Here is a 19,887-nt window from a genome sequence, read left to right as displayed (position 1 = left end):
GCAACTCGCCCCCGCGCTATCGCTTAGAGGTTATCAGGCAAACACCGAACGGCGCGTCCTAGGCTCGCGAACGCCGCGCCCGCATCGCGCCCGGTGCGGATCAAGGCCGGGAGTTGCGCAGGATTGCGCGCCAGCGACGCGAGCACCGCGCCCAGCGCCACCCCGCCATCGGGCTTCATCCCTACCAGCGCGGCGGGGGGCAAGGCGTGATCGGCGGTGTCGGAGATCGTGCGCAGGATCGCGAAGGGGAGATGGTAACGCTCCGCCACGCGCGCGGCGATGTGCGATTCCATATCGACCGCGATGGCGCCGGTCTTTGCGTAGAGCGCGGCCTTTTCGGCGACCGAGGCGATGATCGCATCTGCGCCGACAACCATGCCGTGATGCGCGTCGGGAAGGTGGCGCACTAGCCACTCCTCCGCCGTTCCCCGGCGAAGGCCGGGGTCCAGGGTTGCAGGCCCTTGCTCCTGAAACCCTGACCTCCGGCCTTCGCCGGAGCACAAGGAGCCAACCACCACATCCCCGGCCTTCAACGCCGGATCGAGTGCCCCCGCCACCCCGCACGACAGCACTGCGCTCACCCCACCGCGCGCAACCGCCGCCTCAAGCTCCCGCTCCAGCCGCACCGCATCGCCGCCGCCCGCGACCACCGTCCAGCCCGGCCGCGCGATGATCGCCGCCTCGCGCTGCAGCCCGCAGGCGACGAGGATCGTCACATGCCGTACGCCACGTGCGGGTCATTCGCGCGCTTAAGATTGCGGTACCGCGCCACTGCCCACAGTGGGAAGTACGCCGGATAGCCGTGATAGCGCAGGTAGAAGACGCGCGGAAAACCGCCGCCGGTATACTTCTCCTGCCCCCACAGACCGTCCTCGGCTTGCGTCGCGATCAGATAGCGCACACCGCGTTCGACCGCTGGATGGTCGACCCGACCCGCCGCCATCAGCGCAAGCAGCGCCCATCCGGTCTGCGACGCGGTCGAGGGCGCTGGCGTATAGCCCTTGTAATCAAGCGCATAGCTCTCGCAATCCTCGCCCCAGCCGCCGTCGAGGTTCTGGATATGGATAAGCCAGTCGGCGCCCTTGCGCACCATCGGATGCTTGTCACCCAGCCCAGCGGCGTTGAGCGCGCACAGCACCGACCAGGTGCCGTAAATGTAATTCACGCCCCAGCGCCCGAACCACGATCCGTCGGGCATCTGCTCTTTCTCGAGGAAGGCGAGCGCCGCCTGCATCCGCGGGCTGTCGGTCTCGCCCAATTGCGCAAGCATCGACACGCAGCGCGCCGTCACGTCACTGGTCGGCGGATCGAGCAGCGCGCCATGATCGGCGAACGGGATGTTGTTGAGGTAGTGATAGGAATTGTCCGCGTCGAATGCGCCCCAGCCGCCGTCCTTGCTCTGCAGGCCGACGGTCCACTCTACCCCGCGCGCGACCGCCTCGTCATAGGCCGGACCGACCCGCTCCTTCACCCGGTCCATCGCCATAACGACGACGGCGGTGTCGTCCAGATCGGGATAATGCGCGTTATTATACTGGAACGCCCAGCCGCCTGGGCGAACATCGGGCTTTTCCTCCGCCCAATCGCCCTTCACGTCGAGCACTTGCAGCGGCTTCAACCACGCAAGCCCAGCCGCAGCGCGGGCCTCAGCCTCGTCCCCGCCAGCCTCCAGCATCGCGTGCGACGCGAGTGCGGTATCCCACACCGGCGAAACACATGGCTGGCAGTAAGCCTCATCCTCTTTCACCACGAGCAGCTTCTCGACCGAGGTCCGTGCCACGCGCCGCGCGGGATGGTCCGCCGGGTAGCCCAGGCAATCGAACATCATCACGCTGTTCGCCATCGCCGGATAGATCGCGCCGAGCCCATCCTCGCCGTTCAAGCGCTCCGTGACGAAATCGACGCAGGCCTCGATCGCGCGTTCCCGCGTACCCTTGGGCCACAGCGGCTCTACCGCCTTCAACACGACATCGACCGCGCCGAAAAAGGCGGTCCAGGCGCGCTTCGTCCCCGCCGCGCGGCTTTCCAGCTTCGCGCGCATAGCGGTGTAAAGTTCATCGACCTTCACGCCCAATTCGTTGCGCGCCACCGGCTTTTTCGCCGCCAGCACGAGGAGCGGCACGATAACGGTGCGCGCCCAATACGACATTTTCGACAAATGCACCGGGAACCAGCGCGGCAGCAGGATCAGCTCGACCGGCAAGGTCGGCACCACCGACCACGGCCCGGCGTCGAACAAAGCCAATTGAATGCGCGTGAACACGTTCACCGCAGCCGCGCCGCCTGCCTTGTGGATCGCCGCCCGCGCGCGCACCATGTGCGGCGCATCGACATCGTCGCCGATCATCTTCAGCGCGAAATAGGCTTTTACGCTCGCGCTGATATCGAACGCGCCACCGTGAAACAGGCCCCAGCCGTGATGCGCGTCGGACTGGATCCGGCGTAGATAGACGCCGATCTTCCACTCGATCTCCTCATCGCGCGGTTCACCCAGATAATGCCGTAGCAGCACATATTCGGCCGGAATGGTGGCGTCGGCTTCCAGCTCGAACACCCAATGCCCGTCATCGCGCTGCAGCTTGCCAAGCGCAACGGCCGCACGCGTGGCGACGGCATCCGCTTCGTCCACCAGACGTGCGCGTTCGATCGTATCGGTAGTCATGCGCTCGCCTTAGCCGAGCACCACGCCCGCCGCCAAGCGTGCCGCGCGCTCGCCCGATCGGATCGCCCCCTCGATCGTCGCGGGAAGGCCCGTCTGCGTCCAATCCCCCGCCAGAAACAGATTGCGCCAGCGCGTCTCGGCCGGTGGGCGCTTCGCATCCTGTGCGGGCGTCGCGGCGAAGGTGGCGCGCTTTTCCTTGACGATCTGCCACGGCGGCAACGTCGCAGGCAGGTGGTGGATCGCCGCAATATCGGCCCAGAAGCGCGCGGCCAGCTCGGCGCGGTCGACATCGACCAGATGATCGGCTGCACTCACCGTCACCGACAAACGATCCGGAAAGGCGAAGATCCATTCCGCCGCACCACCGATAACGCCGATCATCGGGGCCGTGCCCGCGGGCGGCACGAACGCGAAATGCGCGTTTACGATTGCGCGATGCTCGTCTGGCGTCGTCAGGCCCGGCACCAGCGCCGACGCGACCCACGGCGGAACCGCTAGGATGATGGTCTCGTCCGCCGCAACCGGCTCCTCGCCGCCGCCGGAATCGAGCGCCACCACCCGGTCCCCGTCGAACCGCAGCGCGCGCAAGCGCCGCCCGAGCGTCAGCGCCGTCCCCTGCCGCGCCAGCCACGCGATCGCCGGATCGACGAACGCAGCCGCCAATGTCGGCTCGGCAATGCGCGGACGGCTCGCGCGACCGCCGCGCCCCAATGATTCGCGCACCACCGCCGCTGCCAGAGCCGCCGATCCATCCGCCGCCGCAGTGTTCAGCGCGGCGAGCAGCACCGGCTCCATCAACTTGTCCCACACCGCCCCGCGCGTCGCGATCCGGTCGGCCACTGTCTGCCCCGGCTTGCCCGGCAGCAGACCGGCGAGCCGCAGATAATCCCACACCCGGGTGCCCGGCACCCGCCTGCCGTCGCGGAAAATCCACCACGGCACCGGCCCATCATTGGCGCGCACCGACCAGCGCGCGCCCGTCGCGCGATCGACGAAGGCGAAGTCGGCATGCAGCGGCCCGCTCAGCCGGTCGCTCGCGCCGATCGTGGCGAGATAGTCCGCCACCGCGCGATTGCCCGACAGGACGAGGTGATTGCCATTGTCGATCGTGCGGCCGAGCTGCGGGTCGTGATAGCTTCGGCAGCGCCCACCGGCTTGCGCCGCGCCGTCGCTCAGCTCCGCCGCAATCCCGCGCCGCGCGAGTTCGACCGCAGCCGACAGGCCCGCCATCCCCGCGCCGACAATCCGGACGCGCGGGCTCACCGGAACAGCCACAGCCTCAGGGCGGTGAGCAGCAAAGCAGGCTTGTTCGTCTTGATCCGTTTGCGCGGCGGGGCCCAGCCGACCGCCTCCATCCGCCGCAGGATCGGCGCATAGACCGCCGCCATCAGCCGCGGCGCGATCAGATGCCCGCGCGGGCGCTGCGCCAGAATCGCCTCGGCCGCGCGGAAATGCTCGTGCGCCTTGGCCGCCAGAAAGCGGCACGCCGCATCAACGCGCGGATCGCCGACGACAGTGATCGGATCGAGCAACTCGACGCCCGCCGCCAGCAGCGGCTCTGCCGGCAGATACACGCGGCCGATGTCGGCATCTTCGTCCACATCGCGCAGGATATTGGTGAATTGAAGCGCCCGGCCGAGATGGTAGGCAAGGTCGATCCCGACCGCATCGTCCATCCCAAAAATCTTGACCGACAGCCGCCCGACCGCCGAGGCGACCCGGTCGCAATACAGATCGAGTTCCTCAAAGGTGGGCCAGCGCACGTCGCGTTCGACATCGGTCGCCATACCGTCGATCACGGCGAGGAAATCGGCCTTGTCGAGTTTGAATTCCTGCACCGCCTGCGCGACCAGCGCCGCCTGCCCGGGAGGACCGCCCGCATAGAGCGATTCGATATCCGCACGCCACGCCTCGAGTTGCGCGGCGCGCTCCTTGCGATCGCCGACTTCGTCATCGGCAATGTCGTCGACCGCGCGGCAAAAGGCATAAACAGCGTACATCGCCTCGCGCCGCGCCTTGGGCAGCACGCGCATACCTGCGTAGAAGGAACTGCCCGACACCTGTGCCTGCAAGGCGGCGGGAGTGGAATTCGGGTTCATCCCCGGCCCTTAACCAGTTGTGTGGCCGCCGCCAATGTCGCCAGACCTAGCATCTCCACCTTGCCGTGATGCACGCGCTCGGACAGCGGATCGTGCGTCTTCAACCGCCGCGTCAGATCGGATGCGAGACGGTGGATAATCGCCACCTCCACCGCCAGCCGCCGATCGCGGATCGCACGCGAGAACCCCGCCGATCGCATCAGCAAAATCTCGGTCCGCGCGACCAGATCGCGCAATGCGGCGCGCAATTGCGGCGTCGCCTCATCCTTGCCGAGGTCGCTCACCGCCACGCCGTGCGCCGCAAGCACGTCGAGCGGCAGATACACCCGTCCGATGCTGCGATAATCCTTCCCGCAATCCTGCAGGTGATTGATCACCTGCAACGCCGCGCACAGCGCATCGTTCGCTGCCCAGGTCGCCCGGTCCTCGCCATGCACGTCGAGCACATAGCGCCCGACCGGCATCGCCGAATAGCGGCAATAGTCGATCAACGCGGGCCAGTCGGCATAGCGATCGACGCTGCAATCGCGCTCGAACGCGGTCAGCAGATCGAGCGCGTGCTCCGGGCTGATCGCGTGCGCCGCCATCGTCTCACGCAGCGCGGCCGAGGGCGCATCAGCGTCCGCGCGTCCCGCAATCGTCGCGCGCATCGCGCCGAGCAGAGCCAGCTTGTCGGACGCAGAAGCCGTCTCATTATCCGCCACATCGTCCGCCGCGCGCGCAAAGCGGTAGAAGGCCATCACCGGCGCGCGATGCTCGCGCTTCAGCAATGCCGAGGCGACCGGGAAATTCTCGTCCTTATGCCCCTTGCCCGAGGCGAGTTCGGCGGCGGCGGCAGTCATGCGATCCGATCCTGCGTCAACGCCGCCTGGACGCGGCCCTTCCACATCCCGCCGCGCCCGCGCACATGCTGCCACGCCGACAGCAAGGTGCATCCGGCATAGAAGGTCGCGATCAACGGCAAGGCTGGTCCCCAAAGTGGCGAGCGCCGGTAAAAGCGCAACATCGGCTGAAACGCCAGCGCCATCAACGCCCAGGCACCGATCGCGGCATAGCGCGCAACCCCGTGCCCGAACAGCGCGACCAGCGGCGGCACGAGATAGGTGACCGCCAGCCCCAGCGTCGTCCCCGCCAGAACGACGGGCGAATAACCAAGCTGAGCGTAGGCCGAGCGCGAGATCATCGCGGCGACCGACGTCCAAGTATCATAGCGCCGGATGCTGACCGCACGATCGGTCAGGCCCAACCAGACCGCGCCTTGCGTCTTCATCAGCGCCCCGAACGCGCAATCGTCGATCAGCGCGGCTCGCACCGCCGCAATCCCGCCGGCAGCTTCCAGCGCAGTCCGCTTCACCAGCATCACCCCGCCCGCCGCCGCGCCAAAGCCGTTGCCGCGCCGGTTCACCTTGGCGAACGGATAGAGCATCTGGAAGAACCACACGAACGCCGGGATCAGCGCGCGTTCGGCCAGGCTATCGCACCGCAGCCGCGCCATCAGCGAAACGAGCACGCGGTCATCGTCCACCGCATGCGCGACCAGGCTGCGCAGCGTGTCGGGCGCGTGCGCAATGTCGGCATCGGTGAGCAAAAGGTATTCGGGCGCATCCCCGGCAGCGGCGATGCCCTGCGACACCGCCCACAGCTTGCCGGTCCATCCGCCCGCGAGCGGCGTCCCCGTCACGACGCGCACCCGATCCGAGCCAAGCCCGCGCGCGATGTCAGCGGTGCCGTCGCTGCTCGAATCGTCGACCAGCAAGATGCGGAAGTCGCCGGGGTAATCCTGTGCAGCGAGGCTCCCGATCGAGCGCGCGATCACCTCCGCCTCGTCCCGCGCCGGTACGATGGCGGTGACGGTCGGCCAGCTATCGTGCTTCTGCGCAGGAGTGCCCCTGAGCGGCGTGGCATCCCGCTCCCGCGTCAGCCAGAACCCGTCGCGCGCCAACACCAGCACCAGCCAGATCAGCAGCGACAGCAGCGCCAGCTCCAGCACGATCACGCGATCATCCCCGCCCGCCGGAACCATGCGATCGCATCCGCCAGGGCCTCGCGATAGGGCCGCGCGGTGTAGCCAAGCTCCGCCTCGGCGCGCGCGCTTGAAAAATACATGTCGTGCGCCGCCATGCGCAGCGAATCGAGCGTCAGGAACGGCTCCTTGCCCGTCATCCGGGCAAGCTGCTCATTGGCCCACGCCAGCGGAAACAGCGGCGCCGTCGGGATACGGATCGTCGGAGCTTTGCGTCCGACCAAGTCCGCCGCGACCGCCAGCATCTCGCGCAAGCTCACATCCTGCCCACCCAGCACATAGCGTCGGCCGATTTGCCCGCGCGCCATCGCTACCAGATGGCCATCGGCGACGTCGTCGACATGAACCAGGTTGAGCCCGCTCTCGACGAACGCCGGCATCCGGCCCGACGCCGCTTCGACGATGATTCGCCCGGTCGGCGTCGGGCGCGCATCGCGCGGGCCGATCGGCGTCGAGGGGTTTACGATCACCGCAGGCAGCCCGCGCTGCAGCACCATCTCCTCGACCAGCCGCTCCGCCACGACCTTGCTGCGCTTGTATGCGCCGACCGCCTGTTCGGGCGTCGCCGGGCGTGTTTCGTCGGCGGGCTTTCCGTGATCGGGCCGCAGCGTCGCGACGCTGCTGGTGTAGACAATTCGCTCCACCCGCGCGCCCAAGGCCGCTTCCATCACCGTTTGCGTGCTCAAGCGATTGTTGCGGACGATTTCTTCCGGATCCGGTGCCCAGATCCGATAGTCCGCCGCCACATGATAGAGGTACCGCACGCCCTCCAGCGCGCGCGCCATCGCGGCAGGATCGCGCGCATCGCCTTCGACCAATTCGCCCGGAAAATCGTGCAGGTTGGTCCGCGCGCTGCTTGCTCGCGCCAGCCCGCGCACCGCGAGACCCGACGCCGCCAGCCGCCGCGCGACCGCCGACCCGACGAACCCGGAAACGCCCGTGACGAGCGTGATGTCAGCGCTACTCATTTTGGCCGTCTAGCTTGCGCGGCGGTGCCACGCTACGGGAAGAATCGTGGGACAGATTATGGCGATTGCAAGCGCAACGCTCGGCTGGCTGGCGATCGCGCTGGCGGCAACGGGAACCGCGTACCAGGTGTTTTCGGCATACACCCTGCGACGCTTCTTTGCCAATCCGCCCAGCCTGCCGCGTCGGGCCGATCCGGTTACTTTGCTCAAACCCCTGTACGGGGACGAGCCGCATCTGTTCGAAAATCTCGCGAGCTTCCTGACCATCGATCATCGCGGCCCCGTTCAGATGGTGTGCGGAATCCAACGGCCGGATGATCCCGCCATCGGCGTGGTCGAAGCGCTCCGTGCCGCCCATCCCACGGTGCAGATCGACATCGTGATCGATCCGGCCGTGCATGGCGCGAGTGGCAAGGTCTCCAACCTGATCAACATGATCCCGCTGGCGCGCCACGAAACGCTCGTGCTCAGCGACAGCGATATCGCGGTCTCGCCGGATTATCTCATGCGCGTGCTCGATGCGCTCGATAACCCCGGCGTCGGCGCGGTTTCCTGCCTGTATCGCGGGCGCGGCGACGCCGGGTTCTGGTCGCGCTTCGGGGCGGCCGGGCTGAGCTATCAGTTCATCACTGGCGTGGTGATCGCGGTCGCCCATCGATTGGCCGATCCGTGCATGGGCTCGACCATCGCGCTGCGGCGCGAGACGCTGGATCGGATCGGCGGTTTCCGGCGCTTCGCCGACACGCTGGCGGACGATCATGCGATCGGACAGGCGGTGCTGAGCCTCGGACTCACCCTGTCGGTGCCGCCGATGTGGGTAACGCATGGATGCGCCGAAACCAGCCTGGCGGCACTGTGGCGGCACGAGTTGCGCTGGCACGCAACGGTGCGCGACATCGGATTCTGGCAATATGTCGGCATGATCGTCTCGCTCCCGCTGCCGCTGGCGTGTCTTGCAAGCCTCTATGCGCCCGCAATCGGCCTTGCCCTCGTCGCTGCGAGCCTGATCGCGCGGTTCGTGGTTGTGCGAACCGTGGATGCGGCGGTAGGGGAACGCGTCGCACCGTTGTGGCTGGTGCCGGCGCGTGATTTCATGAGCTTCGCGGTCTATACCGCCAGCTTCTTCGTGCGCTCGGTTGATTGGCGCGGGGCAACGCTTAAAATGAAGAACGACGGTCGAATTTCGGCCGATACGGAGCAACGGGCATGATGCGCACCCTTTTCCTGCAGGCACCGTCTTTCGACGGTTATGATGGCGGCGCCGGCGCGCGCTATCAGATGAAGCGGGAGGTGAAGTCCTTCTGGTACCCGACCTGGATCGCGCAGCCCGCCGCGATGGTCGAGGGATCGAAGCTGATCGACGCGCCCGCGCACGATTTGTCGTGGGACGATATCGCGCACGAATTCGACACGCGCGACCTCGTCATCCTCCACACCTCGACGCCGAGCTTCAACCAGGACATCCGCACTGCCCGGCTGATCAAGGAACGCAACCCGAAGATCATCATCGCCTTCGTGGGTGCGAAAGTGATGGTCGAGGACAAGGCCAGCCTGGAGGCGTGCGAGGCGATCGACCTCGTCTGCCGCGAAGAATATGATTTCACCTGCGTCGAACTGGCCGAGGGCCGTCCCTTCGCAGAGATTGACGGCATCACGTGGCGCGCGCCCGACGGCACTATCGTGCGCAACAAGGACCGCGCGATGATCGAGGACATGGATGTCTTGCCCATGGTCGCGCCGATCTACAAGCGCGATCTCGACACCTCCAAATATTACGGCGGGTATCAGCGCCACCCTTATGTCAGCTTCTACACCGGGCGGGGCTGCAAGAGCCGCTGCACCTTCTGCCTGTGGCCGCAGACGATCGGCGGGCATCGCTATCGCCATCAGAGCGTCGGGCGCGTGATCGAGGAAGTGAAGTACATCCTGCGCGAAATGCCCGAGGTGAACGAGATCTTCTTCGACGACGATACGCTCGCCGACGCGCATGATTTCGTGATCGAACTGTCGGGCGCCTTGCGCGAGTTGGGCTTCGGTACGCCGGGCTTCCGCGTTACCTGGGGCTGCAACGCCAAGGCCAATGTGCCGTACAAGGTGCTGAAGGCGATGAAGGAAGGCGGCTGCCGCGTGCTGCTCGTCGGCTACGAAAGCGGCAACCAGCAGATCCTGCATAACATCAAGAAGGGCCTGCGCGTCGACGTCGCGCGGCAATTCACCAAGGACGCGCATTCGCTCGGCCTGACGATCCACGGCACCTTCATCCTCGGCCTGCCCGGCGAAACGCTGGAGACGATCGAGGAGACGATTCAATACGCCAAGGAAATCGATCCGCACACGATCCAGGTCTCGCTCGCCGCGCCCTATCCGGGGACGTTCCTGTACAAGCAGGCGATCGAAAACGGCTGGTTCGACAATTCGCACGATCTGCTGACCGACGACGGCAACCAGATCGCGCAGCTGAGCTATCCGCATCTGTCCTCGGCGGTGATCTTCGACAAGGTCGAGGAATTCTACAAGCGCTTCTACTTCCGCCCGTCCAAGATCTGGGAGATCGTGAAGGAGATGCTGACCGATTGGGACATGATGAAGCGCCGCCTGCGCGAGGGCGTCGAATTCTTCGACTTCCTGCGCCGTCGGAAAGAAGCTGCATAAGAAACTGTAATCATGACGACTTTGGCCGGGATGACCGTCAATGAACGGCTCGCGGCGACGGGCCGCACAGGCGAATGGGAGGATGCCGTTCGCGCGGGCGACCGCGCCGCGATGATCCGAACGCTGCGCCGCGTCGCGATCCCCAATGCCGATCGGGTGGCCGATGCCGTACTCGCCGATCCGGCGTTTTATGGCTTCGACCCGGCGTGAAAACCGCCATCATCACCGCCGACGATTTCGGCGTCTCAAGCCAAGTCAACGAAGCGGTCGAGCAGGCGCATCGCGACGGCATCCTGACCGTCACCAGCCTGATGGTCACTGGCGCCGCCGCAGCCGACGCGGTGACGCGCGCGCGCGCCAATCCGACGCTCGGCGTTGGGCTGCACGTCGCGCTGGCCGAGACACCCCCTGCCCTGCCCGCGACCGACATTCCCGATCTGGTCGATGAGAGCGGCGCGTTCCGCATCGAATCGCTTCCCGTTGCGCTTGCGCTGGTCGCGCGCCCGGCGGTGCGGCGGCAGTTGGAGGCCGAGATCGAAGCACAGTTCGCGCTGTTCGCCGCAACCGGCCTGCCGCTCGACCATGTCAATTCGCACAAGCACATGCATCTGCATCCGGTGATCGCCGCGACATTGCTCAAGGTCGGCCTGCGTCACGGCATGAAGGCGCTGCGCGCACCCGTCGAGGAACGCGCGCTGCTCGCCGAGCAAGTCGGCGGCCTCGACATCGCCAAGCCCTTCGCACGCCGCGTCCAGCGCGCGGCCCGCGCCGCCGGGGTGAAGGTGCCCGATCGCACCTTCGGCCTCGCCTGGTCGGGCGCGATGCACGCGGAGCGCGTCCGCGGTATCCTGCAAACGCTGCCCGAGGGCGTGAGCGAGATCTATCTCCACCCAGCGACCGGCCATTACCCGCTCTCCGCACCCGGCTACCAATATGAAGCCGAACTCGCCGCTCTCACCGATCCCGCCGCGCGCGAGACCGTGACGAAGCGCGGTATCACGCTCGCTCGCTTCGCCGATCTGTGAACAAGTCCGCGCAAATCGGGCTGCTGCTCGCGACTGTCATCGGTCTGGCCGTCGCCGCCGCCACCATCGGCAGCGTTGGCCTCAATCAGGTCACCACCGCGATGGCGACGATCGGCTGGCTCGGCATGGCCAGCTTCGTCCTGTGGTCGGGCGGCGTGCTAGGGCTGCTCGGCATGGCCTGGGTCTCGGTTGCGCCGGGCCAGCCCGCCCACCGGGCACCGCTATTCGTCTGGGCACGCACCACGCGCGAAGCGGCGACCGATATCTTGCCCTTTTCGCAGCTCGGCGGCTTGGTCGTCGGCGCGCGCACGCTCGCCGCGTTCGGCGTGCCGCAGCCGGTGATCTACGCCTCGATGATCGCCGACCTCACCACCGAAATGGCCGCGCAATTGCTGTTCACGCTGGCGGGGGTCGCCGTGCTGCTGCTCGTCCTGACCGATCAATCGGTGCAGAACGGCCTCGTCCCGCTTGCGCTCGGCGGGGTCGTCGCAATGGTCGCGCTGATGGCGTTGTTCGTCTTCGCGCAGAAACCGGTGTTGGCGCTGGCGGGGAAGCTCGGCGCGCGCATCCTGCCCGGCTCGATCGCGATGACCGATGCGATCCGCCACCAGCTCGACCTGATCTACCGCGAACCGAAACGCGTCATCGCCGCCTTCCTGTTCAACCTTGCCGCCTGGCTGGCGAGCGCGGCAGGCGCGTGGATCGCGCTGCGCTTTATGGGCGTCGGCACGCCGCTCTGGGCGGTGCTCATGATCGAGGCGCTGATCTTTACGCTGCGCAGCGTCGCCTTCGCCATCCCCGGCGCGATCGGCGTGCAAGAGGCCGCCTATGTCCTGATCGGCCCGCTGGTCGGGATGCCGCCCGCCACTGCCCTCGCGCTGTCGCTGCTCAAGCGCGCGCGCGACGTGATCATCGCGGTCCCGGCGTTGCTGGCGTGGCAGGTGGGCGAAGCGCGGCGGGTGGTTGGGTAACGTCCCTCCGTTCGTGCTGCGCGTGTCGAAGCACATCTCGCGCCACAAGGATCAGCGCTTGCGGAAAGCAGCCCTTCGACAAGCTCAGGGCGAACGGTAACGAAAGACGGCGCGGCCCCGATTACGCGGCCTCGCTTACCCCAGCCGAGGTCGGCGGCAACGGCGCCGCCCGCAGCATCGCATCAAGCTCGCCCAAAACCGGGCCGCTCGCCGCCTCCGCCAGCCCAGCTTCCAGCCGCCGATACGCCGCCAGCACGGTCTGCCCCGTCGGCGTAAGCGACGCCCCGCGGCCATGCCCGCCGCCCGCGACCGTCTCGACCAATTTTTCCTGCCAACACCGGTTCATGCTGTCGACCAGCAGCCAACTACGCCGATAGCTCATCCCCATCGCACGGCCCGCGGCAGAGATCGATCCCTCACGGTCGATCGCCTCGAGCAAATCGGCCTTGCCCGGCCCCATCGCCAGTTCATCGCCGCAATAGAGCTGCGCCTTGATCTTGAGTTTGCCCACCCGCATCCCGGCGTTTCTAGCCCAAAACCCTGGCAGGTGGCAAAGCGCCGCAAACCGCGTTAGGTCGCAGACATGGCGAAGCCGCACCCGTTCCATTCGATCCACACCCACGGCTTCGTCCGCGTCGGGGCCTGCACCCCGCGCGCGAGCGTCGGCGACCCCGCCGCCAATGCCGAGGCGACGATCGCGCTGGCCAAACAGGGCCACGCCCAGGGTGCCGACCTGCTCGTCTTCCCCGAGCTCAACATCACCTCCTACGCGATCGACGATCTCCACCTGCAGACCGCGCAACACCGCGCGACCGAGGCGGCGATCGCGGCCGTGGTTGCGGCAAGCGTGAAGCTGCGCCCGGTGCTGGTGGTGGGCGCCGCGGTGCCGCGCAACGGGCGGCTCTACAATTGCGCGGTGGTCATCGCGCGCGGCCGGATTCTCGGCGTGGTGCCCAAGGTGTTCCTGCCCAACTACCGAGAATATTACGAGAAACGCTGGTTCGCGAGCGGTGCAGAGCTGAACGGCAATCTCGAGATCACCCTCGCCGGACAGACCGCCCCCTTCGGCACCGACCTGATCTTCGCGGCAAACGACCTGCCGCATTTCATCTTCCATGCCGAGACATGCGAGGATTTCTGGGCCCCCACCCCGCCCTCCACGCTGGGCGCGCTGGCGGGTGCGCTGATCTGCTGCAACCTGTCGGCCTCGAACATCGTCGTCGGCAAGGCGCGTGAGCGCGCGATGCTGTGCGCGGCCCAAAGCGCGCGGGCGGTTTGCGCCTATGTCTTCTCCGCCGCCGGGCCGGGCGAGAGCACCACCGATCTAGCGTGGGACGGTCAGGCGATGATCCACGAACTGGGCGATCTCCTTGCCGAATCGAGCCGCTTCAACCGCGCGTCCGAGATCGTGTTCGCCGATATCGATGCCGAACGGATCGCGCAGGAACGGATGCGCGTCGGCACTTTCAACGATGCCGCACGGCTGGCCGGGAATCCCGAACTGGCGTTCCGCCGCATCGCCTTCGATCACAAGCCCGATTTCAAGGACGTCGGCCTGCGCCGCGAAACCCGCCGCTTCCCCTTCGTGCCCAACACGCCCGAAAAGCTCGATCAGGATTGCTACGAGGCCTTCAACATCCAGGTCGAGGGCATCCTCAAGCGCTTCGACGCGGCCCATGCCGAGCGGCTGGTGATCGGCGTGTCCGGCGGGCTCGATTCGACGCACGCGCTGATCGTCACGGCCAAGGCGATCGACCGCTTGGGCCTGCCGCGCGACCGTATCTTGGCCTTCACCATGCCGGGCTTCGCGACCAGCGACGCGACCAAGGACAATGCGTGGGCGCTGATGCGCGCGCTGGGCGTCGATGGCGACGAGATCGATATCCGCCCCGCCGCGCGCCAGATGCTGGCCGACATGGGTCATCCCTTTGCGCAGGGTGAGCCGGTCTATGACGTGACCTTCGAAAACGTGCAGGCGGGTCTGCGCACCGATTATCTGTTCCGTCTCGCCAATCAGCGCGGCGGGCTGGTGGTCGGCACTGGCGACCTGTCGGAGCTGGCGCTGGGGTGGTGCACCTATGGCGTCGGCGACCAGATGAGCCATTATGCGCTCAACGCCGGCGTGCCCAAGACGCTGATTCAGTTTCTGATTCGCTGGTGCATCCGGACCGATCAATACGACCCCGAAACCGACGCGATTCTCGAATCGATCCTGGCGACGGAAATCTCACCCGAACTGGTCCCCGCCGGGGCCGATGGCGCGATCCAGAGCACCGAGGCCAAGATCGGCCCCTACGCGCTCAACGATTTCTTCCTGCATTATGTCGTGCGCCACGGCATGGCGCCGTCGAAGATCGCCTTCCTCGCACTCCACGCCTGGCGCGATGCGAGCGCCGGGCGCTGGCCGCGGGATTTCCCGGCAACGGCGCGCGCGGCGTATGATTTGCCGACTATCGCCGGCTGGCTGGAGAAATTCCTGATTCGGTTCTTTGCGACGAGCCAGTTCAAGCGCTCGGCGATCCCCAACGGCCCGAAGGTCTCAAGCGGCGGCGCGCTCAGCCCGCGCGGCGACTGGCGCGCGCCATCGGATGGCACGGCGCGGGTATGGCTGGAAGAGTTGGCGCGCGGGTTGCCGTAACTCCGTTCGTTTCGAACGGAGCTTGGATCACCTGACTAAAAGTTACCGCTTCGCCTTGCGCGCGGCATAACGCGCGTCGCGCGCTGCCTTCTTGTCGATCTCGGCCTGGATCGCGGCTTGCTTGGCTTCCTCGATCGCGCGTTCGGCGGCTTCGGCCTTGGCGATCTTTTCAAGCCGCGCCTGTTCGAGCGCGGCCTTCTTCTCTTCGCGCTTCTTGGCTTCGGCGGCTTCCTTCGCCGCGCGCGCGGCCGCACGGGCGGCGACGACAGCGGGGTCAAGCGGCGGCTTCGCCTTCAGTTTTTCCAGCGCGCGCTGCTTGGCATCGGCGGACAGGGCCGCCCGGTCTTTGAAAGAAGGTTCTTTGTAAGAGGCCATGTGGCGCGCTTTAGCCCTATCGTCGGAAGAAGGAAATGGCGGAGAGGGTGGGATTCGAACCCACGGTACCCGTGAGGGCACGCCGCATTTCGAGTGCGGTACATTCGACCACTCTGCCACCTCTCCGCGAGGTCATATGATGCCGCCGTTTTGGAGAACCCGCCAAGCGACACCGGTCGGTGAGCGCGGGCCTCTAACGCACTGCCACCGGACACGCAAGCGTTTGGGTGCAGCATTCTCTTGTGCAGCGCCGAACAAGGCTTAGATTGGGCCAATGCACCGTTCCCCGATCACCACACCGCCCTTTTCCGCCGAGATTCCGCTGCCCCCGGTCAGTCACGCGCGCTTTGCGATCGGCGATGTCGTGCGCCACCGCATGTTCGATTTCCGCGGCGTGATCTTCGATGTCGATCCGATCTTCGCAAACAGCGACGAATGGTATGACGCGATCCCGGAGAATATGCGCCCGGCGAAGGACCAGCCCTTCTACCATCTGCTCGCCGAGAATATGGAGTCGAGCTATGTCGCGTATGTCAGCCAGCAAAATCTGGTGCCCGACGACACCGACGAACCGGTCGACCATCCCGCCATCGCGGGCCTGTTCGGGGAATATGAGGACGGCAAATATCCGCTGCGGCGCGAACACCGGCATTGATGCCCGCCTGACACGGACGTGAAGATGGGGCGGCGGATCGTCTGATCCGCCGCCCCTTTTCGTTCGTCGTATCGGAACCCGATCGTCCGGGAGCAGAGCTGCCCCCGGACGCCCCGATCCTCAATATTTGACGCGGAGGCGGGCGTAGTAGAACCCGCCATTCATCCCGAACGGTCCGCCCGAGCGCGGATAGACCTGCCCGTCGTTCAGCCCGCCCGAAAGCGCGTAGATCGGGTTGACCGGCGAAGCCTTGATCTTGTCGGGGAAGACGTTGAACAGGTTATTCGCGCCCAGGGTCAGCGTGTAATGCTTGGCAAGCGTATAGCTGACATCGAGGTCGAACAGCGTCTTTCCGCGGAAGATCTGCGACGGCGGTGCAGATGTCGCGCCCGCGACGGGTGCGACGAGATTATATTCCAGCGCGTTCGACCATTCGCCGAAATAGTTGGCGCGGGCGTTGATCGTGAAATTGTCGATCTGCCACGCCGCCGAGGCGGTAATGCGGTTCCGCGGTGCGAGGTTGGCGATGTTGTACTGCTGCTGCAGGCTGACCAGCGGCTGACCGGTGGTTGTCAGCTTGATGTTCTTCGCCTTCAGCTTGTTGTAGCTATAGGCGAGCGTGAAGGTGATCGGCCCGCCCAGCAGCTCGGTGCGATAATTCGCCACCGCCTCGATCCCCTTTGACGAGACGTCGAAGCCGTTGGTGAAATAGTTCACCACGCCGCCCAGACCTACCGACGCCAGCGACGGCAAGGCCGCGATGTTTGCCGCCGACACCGTGAAGTTCTGCGAAATGCCAATTCGGTTCCTGATTTCGATGATGTAGCCGTCAACCGTCACGGAAAGACGCGATAGCGGCTTCAGCACGATACCAGCACCGTAGTTGGTCGACCGCTCGGGCCTGAGCAGCCCGGCCCCATAGAATTGCGCAATCGCGCTCGAGGTCGGGTAGGTGCCGGTCTGCACCTGATTGCCGCCGAGGAAGTTGGTCGTCACAACCTGCGTGTTGTTCTGACCAGGCGACGGGGCGTGGAAGCCGGTGCCGATCGTCCCGCGCAGCGAAACCGCGTCGCTGATGCGATACAGCGCGTTGGCCTTGCCCACGACGACGCCGCCGAAGGTGTTGTAATGCTCGTACCGGCCCGCAAGGCCGACCGTCAGCGCTTTGGTGATGTCGGTTTCGGCACCGACATAGAAGGCGTAGCTGTTCTGGGTCGACACGCCGGCAAAGGTCGGGCTGGTCCCGCCATAGCCGCTCGCGGCCGGCGACTGGTTGACGGTGCAGACAGCCGTCGGAAGCGCCGACGCGTTGAAGGTCGGGCAAGTCGGGTTCACCGTCAGCAGCGGCGTGTAAACGCCCGGCGAAACGAGCGTGTACAGCGCCTGCGACGCATAGGGGCCCGCGCCGTACGACTGGAGGTCGCCGGTGGTCTTTTCATAGCGTTCGCGGCGATATTCCGAACCTGCCGACAGCACGATCGGGCTGTCGAAGCCGACTTCGAGCGGATAGGTGAAATCAGCGTTCAGCGTGATTTCGCTCTGAATCAGCTTACCGAACTGGAAGCTCGTCTGGCTCTGCGGGCCGTACGACGCCGACAGCGAATTGGTCATCGACAGGTCGAGCGAGTTGCGGCTCAGCGTCCCCGATACGTCATAGGTGAAACCGCTGTCGGTCTTGCCCTTGAAACCCAGCGTTCCATAAACCTGATCGACCTTGCCGATGAAGCGCGGCGTAAAGCCGCCCGGATAGATCGAGGTGAAGCTGAACGTGTTCGCATCGAACACAAAACCCGGCACGCCGTTCACCGCAGTGCAGCTCGCATTGCCGGCCGGGCAGGCCGTCAGATAGATCGGGTTGAACGATCCGTTGCGCCCCAGCGACACGGTCGAATCGGATGTGCCATCGTTTCGGACAAAACCGGTATTGGTCTGCGACGGGCGATAGTTGAAGCTCTGGTTGGTTTTGCTGTGGGCCAGGTTGCCGGTGAAATAGATCTGGCTTTGCGCGCCCACATCGATCGCGCCGTTGAGGAACAGCTTGTAGCCATGTCCTGGCGACGTGCCCCAGATTTGCGCAGGGTTCGGCACCGCGACCCCGGGCAGGTTCTGCTGGATGCGGATCGCGCTGGCGCGCGTCACGCCGCGGCTGGTCTGACCCTGGTCGTAATATTCGCCCGCAAGGCTGACGAAACCGCGGTCGCCAAGCTTCAGTCCGCCATATCCCGAAAAGATCTTGCTTTCGCCGTCGCCGCGATAGGTCTGCCCGTACAGCGCCTGCGCCTCGATCCCGACATCCTTACGGATCGAATAGTTGAGCACGCCCGCCAGGGCGTCGGCACCATATTGCGCGGTCGCGCCATCGCGCAGCACCTGCAGATTGCCGATCGCGATCGCGGGGATGTTGCCGATGTCTGCACCCTGCGACCCGAACGACAGCGCCGTGTCGGCACCGGTGTAGACATTGACCAGCGCCGATCGGTTGTACCGCTTGCCGTTGATCATCACCAGGATCTGGTCGGCGCCCAGGCCGCGCAGCGACGGCGCGCGCACGAAGGTGGATGCGTCGGAAATGGTGTTCTGCGGCACGAAGAAGGACGGAACGAGGTTCCGGACGGCGTCGAGCATGTTAACAGCCGGTTGAGCAGCCAGCTCGGCTGAGCTGATCACGTCGATTGGCGATGCCGAATCGGTGACCGATCGATCGGTCCGGCGCGTGCCGATGACAACGATATCCCCGTCGCCGGGCGCTTTTGCCGCCGGTTCACTTGTCTGCGCGCCCGCAGCCGTGCCAGCAGCCTCGGCCTCACGGCGCTCCTCGGCCAGCGCAGGCGTGGCGGCGCTGGCAACCGCCAGGGCAAGCAGTGAAATCGCGTTTTTGTAGATCACGGTCAAATCCCCCAAAAATGAAAACACGTTGCAGTCCTTCGACCCAATCTTGCGCAGACGGCACGAAGCCACGCTCCGTGCCGACCAATTTCGTCGACATCAGCAAACACACGTTCCCCTGCCGCAAAGGCGACAGTCGGTAGACCTGCGAACTTCTTTGTACCCAGCCGCACCAAACAGATAAAATCGGTGGAGCCGGACTTTGCTTGGGGAATTTACGCGAGGCAAATTCTTGTCGAGCGTAATTTTGTTGCTCGTATCTCGATCGTCTCGTCTTTCCCGGAACGGATGACGCCATATCGGCTTATCCATTGCAACATAAAGTTCACCGTTTTTGGCGGGGTCATCCGAATTAGGGCATTTTCGGTCCTAACTATGGCGTTTCGGCAACGCTTTCGTGGAGCTCGCCCCGTGCAGAATCGCGTCGGGACGGTTGACAGCGGCGCGCTCCTCGCATAGCTGGCGCTTCTTTCCCGCGCTTGGCTTGCCTTGCGTGGGGTACAGGTATTTCGCCCCACCGGGGCACGGCATTTTTTGAAAGTGACTTAGGCCCATGTTCGCAATCGTGCGCACGGGCGGCAAGCAGTACCGCGTTGCCGCCGGAGACAAGATCGTCGTCGAGAAGCTCGAGGGCGAAGCTGGGGCGTCGATCACGCTCGGTGACATCCTGCTGGCGGGCGAAGGCTCGGAGCTGAAGTCGGTCGAGGGTCTCACCGTCTCGGCCGAGATCATCGCGCAGGCGAAGGCCGAGAAGATCATCGTCTTCAAGAAGCGCCGTCGTCACAACTATCGCCGCCGCAATGGCCATCGTCAGCAGCACACGATCCTGCGCATCACCGCGATCGGTGGCGAAGAGAAGAAGAAGGCTGTTAAGGCCAAGACGGCTGCACCGGCGGAAGCCGAAGCCCCGGCCGCTCAGGCGTAAGGAGTAAT

The 19,887-nt window shown here is 65.6% G+C and carries 18 protein-coding genes and 1 tRNA gene; 8 read left to right on the top strand and 11 right to left on the bottom strand.

The window, feature by feature from the left end; all coding sequences use genetic code 11:
- Nucleotides 1-23: 23 nt before the first annotated feature.
- From AB5I39_RS14155 to hpnA, 7 genes are read right to left on the bottom strand one after another with little or no spacing between them, the layout of a single operon-like run.
- Entirely contained in the window at nucleotides 24-716 is a 693-nt protein-coding gene (locus tag AB5I39_RS14155) for a phosphorylase (RefSeq protein WP_404368127.1), read from the bottom strand.
- Entirely contained in the window at nucleotides 713-2,662 is a 1,950-nt protein-coding gene (gene shc / locus AB5I39_RS14150) for a squalene--hopene cyclase (RefSeq protein WP_404368124.1), read from the bottom strand. Before shc ends, AB5I39_RS14155 begins: the two co-directional genes overlap by 4 nt.
- A gap of 9 nt (nucleotides 2,663-2,671) precedes the next feature.
- Nucleotides 2,672-3,925: a hydroxysqualene dehydroxylase HpnE gene (gene hpnE, locus AB5I39_RS14145; protein ID WP_404368121.1), complete on the bottom strand. Its 1,254-nt coding sequence runs from the start codon at nucleotides 3,923-3,925 to the stop codon at nucleotides 2,672-2,674.
- Nucleotides 3,922-4,761: a presqualene diphosphate synthase HpnD gene (hpnD, locus tag AB5I39_RS14140; RefSeq protein WP_404368118.1), complete on the bottom strand. Its 840-nt coding sequence runs from the start codon at nucleotides 4,759-4,761 to the stop codon at nucleotides 3,922-3,924. Before hpnD ends, hpnE begins: the two co-directional genes overlap by 4 nt.
- A complete protein-coding gene (gene hpnC / locus AB5I39_RS14135) occupies nucleotides 4,758-5,603 on the bottom strand; it encodes a squalene synthase HpnC (RefSeq protein WP_404368116.1) in 846 nt (281 codons plus the stop codon). The genes hpnD and hpnC overlap by 4 nt, the downstream gene beginning before the upstream one ends.
- Nucleotides 5,600-6,784: a glycosyltransferase gene (locus AB5I39_RS14130; RefSeq protein ID WP_404368113.1), complete on the bottom strand. Its 1,185-nt coding sequence runs from the start codon at nucleotides 6,782-6,784 to the stop codon at nucleotides 5,600-5,602. Before AB5I39_RS14130 ends, hpnC begins: the two co-directional genes overlap by 4 nt.
- Complete coding sequence (gene hpnA, locus AB5I39_RS14125) at nucleotides 6,754-7,752, bottom strand: hopanoid-associated sugar epimerase (protein WP_404368110.1); 999 nt, start codon at nucleotides 7,750-7,752, stop codon at nucleotides 6,754-6,756. The genes AB5I39_RS14130 and hpnA overlap by 31 nt, the downstream gene beginning before the upstream one ends.
- 58 nt (nucleotides 7,753-7,810) lie before the next feature.
- On the opposite strand from hpnA, the gene hpnI reads away from it, so the two are divergent.
- Genes hpnI through AB5I39_RS14100 form a run of 5 tightly spaced genes read left to right on the top strand, consistent with a single transcriptional unit; the run spans nucleotide 7,811 to nucleotide 12,400 of the window.
- A complete protein-coding gene (hpnI, locus tag AB5I39_RS14120) occupies nucleotides 7,811-8,962 on the top strand; it encodes a bacteriohopanetetrol glucosamine biosynthesis glycosyltransferase HpnI (RefSeq protein WP_404368107.1) in 1,152 nt (383 codons plus the stop codon).
- On the top strand, nucleotides 8,959-10,404 hold the full coding sequence (gene hpnJ / locus AB5I39_RS14115) for a hopanoid biosynthesis associated radical SAM protein HpnJ (protein WP_404368104.1): 1,446 nt from the start codon (nucleotides 8,959-8,961) through the stop codon (nucleotides 10,402-10,404). The genes hpnI and hpnJ overlap by 4 nt, the downstream gene beginning before the upstream one ends.
- Nucleotides 10,405-10,416: 12 nt before the next feature.
- Nucleotides 10,417-10,614 (top strand): hypothetical protein, encoded by a 198-nt coding sequence (locus AB5I39_RS14110; protein WP_404368101.1) that lies wholly within the window; start codon nucleotides 10,417-10,419, stop codon nucleotides 10,612-10,614.
- Nucleotides 10,611-11,429 (top strand): hopanoid biosynthesis-associated protein HpnK, encoded by an 819-nt coding sequence (gene hpnK / locus AB5I39_RS14105; RefSeq protein WP_404368098.1) that lies wholly within the window; start codon nucleotides 10,611-10,613, stop codon nucleotides 11,427-11,429. Before AB5I39_RS14110 ends, hpnK begins: the two co-directional genes overlap by 4 nt.
- Entirely contained in the window at nucleotides 11,426-12,400 is a 975-nt protein-coding gene (locus tag AB5I39_RS14100; RefSeq protein WP_404368095.1) for a lysylphosphatidylglycerol synthase domain-containing protein, read from the top strand. The genes hpnK and AB5I39_RS14100 overlap by 4 nt, the downstream gene beginning before the upstream one ends.
- A 121-nt stretch (nucleotides 12,401-12,521) precedes the next feature.
- On the opposite strand, the gene AB5I39_RS14095 is transcribed toward AB5I39_RS14100, so the two are convergent.
- A complete protein-coding gene (locus AB5I39_RS14095; protein ID WP_404368093.1) occupies nucleotides 12,522-12,917 on the bottom strand; it encodes a winged helix-turn-helix domain-containing protein in 396 nt (131 codons plus the stop codon).
- A 66-nt stretch (nucleotides 12,918-12,983) separates the two neighbouring features.
- On the opposite strand from AB5I39_RS14095, the gene AB5I39_RS14090 reads away from it, so the two are divergent.
- Nucleotides 12,984-15,038, top strand: coding sequence for an NAD(+) synthase (locus AB5I39_RS14090; protein ID WP_404368090.1), 2,055 nt, complete (start codon nucleotides 12,984-12,986; stop codon nucleotides 15,036-15,038).
- A 42-nt stretch (nucleotides 15,039-15,080) separates the two neighbouring features.
- Here AB5I39_RS14090 and AB5I39_RS14085 read toward each other — a convergent pair whose 3' ends face one another.
- Nucleotides 15,081-15,413 (bottom strand): DUF6481 family protein, encoded by a 333-nt coding sequence (locus tag AB5I39_RS14085; RefSeq protein WP_404368087.1) that lies wholly within the window; start codon nucleotides 15,411-15,413, stop codon nucleotides 15,081-15,083.
- 36 nt (nucleotides 15,414-15,449) lie between these two features.
- Nucleotides 15,450-15,539, bottom strand: a tRNA-Ser gene (locus AB5I39_RS14080).
- Between the two features lie 148 nt (nucleotides 15,540-15,687).
- On the opposite strand from AB5I39_RS14080, the gene hspQ reads away from it, so the two are divergent.
- Nucleotides 15,688-16,068: a heat shock protein HspQ gene (gene hspQ / locus AB5I39_RS14075; RefSeq protein ID WP_404368084.1), complete on the top strand. Its 381-nt coding sequence runs from the start codon at nucleotides 15,688-15,690 to the stop codon at nucleotides 16,066-16,068.
- A 120-nt stretch (nucleotides 16,069-16,188) separates the two neighbouring features.
- On the opposite strand, the gene AB5I39_RS14070 is transcribed toward hspQ, so the two are convergent.
- Nucleotides 16,189-18,954 carry a TonB-dependent receptor plug domain-containing protein gene (locus tag AB5I39_RS14070; RefSeq protein ID WP_404368082.1) on the bottom strand — a complete coding sequence of 922 codons (2,766 nt, stop codon included), beginning with the start codon at nucleotides 18,952-18,954 and terminating at the stop codon, nucleotides 16,189-16,191.
- 553 nt (nucleotides 18,955-19,507) lie between these two features.
- Here AB5I39_RS14070 and rplU point away from each other — a divergent pair.
- Entirely contained in the window at nucleotides 19,508-19,879 is a 372-nt protein-coding gene (gene rplU / locus AB5I39_RS14065; RefSeq protein ID WP_404368079.1) for a 50S ribosomal protein L21, read from the top strand.
- Nucleotides 19,880-19,887 lie beyond the last annotated feature (8 nt).

It is taken from the genome of Sphingomonas sp. MMS24-J45, from assembly GCF_044881195.1.
Lineage (GTDB): Bacteria > Pseudomonadota > Alphaproteobacteria > Sphingomonadales > Sphingomonadaceae > Sphingomonas.
The sequence above is the reverse complement of the archived record's forward strand: the minus strand, read 5'-3'. Positions and strand labels throughout refer to the sequence as shown.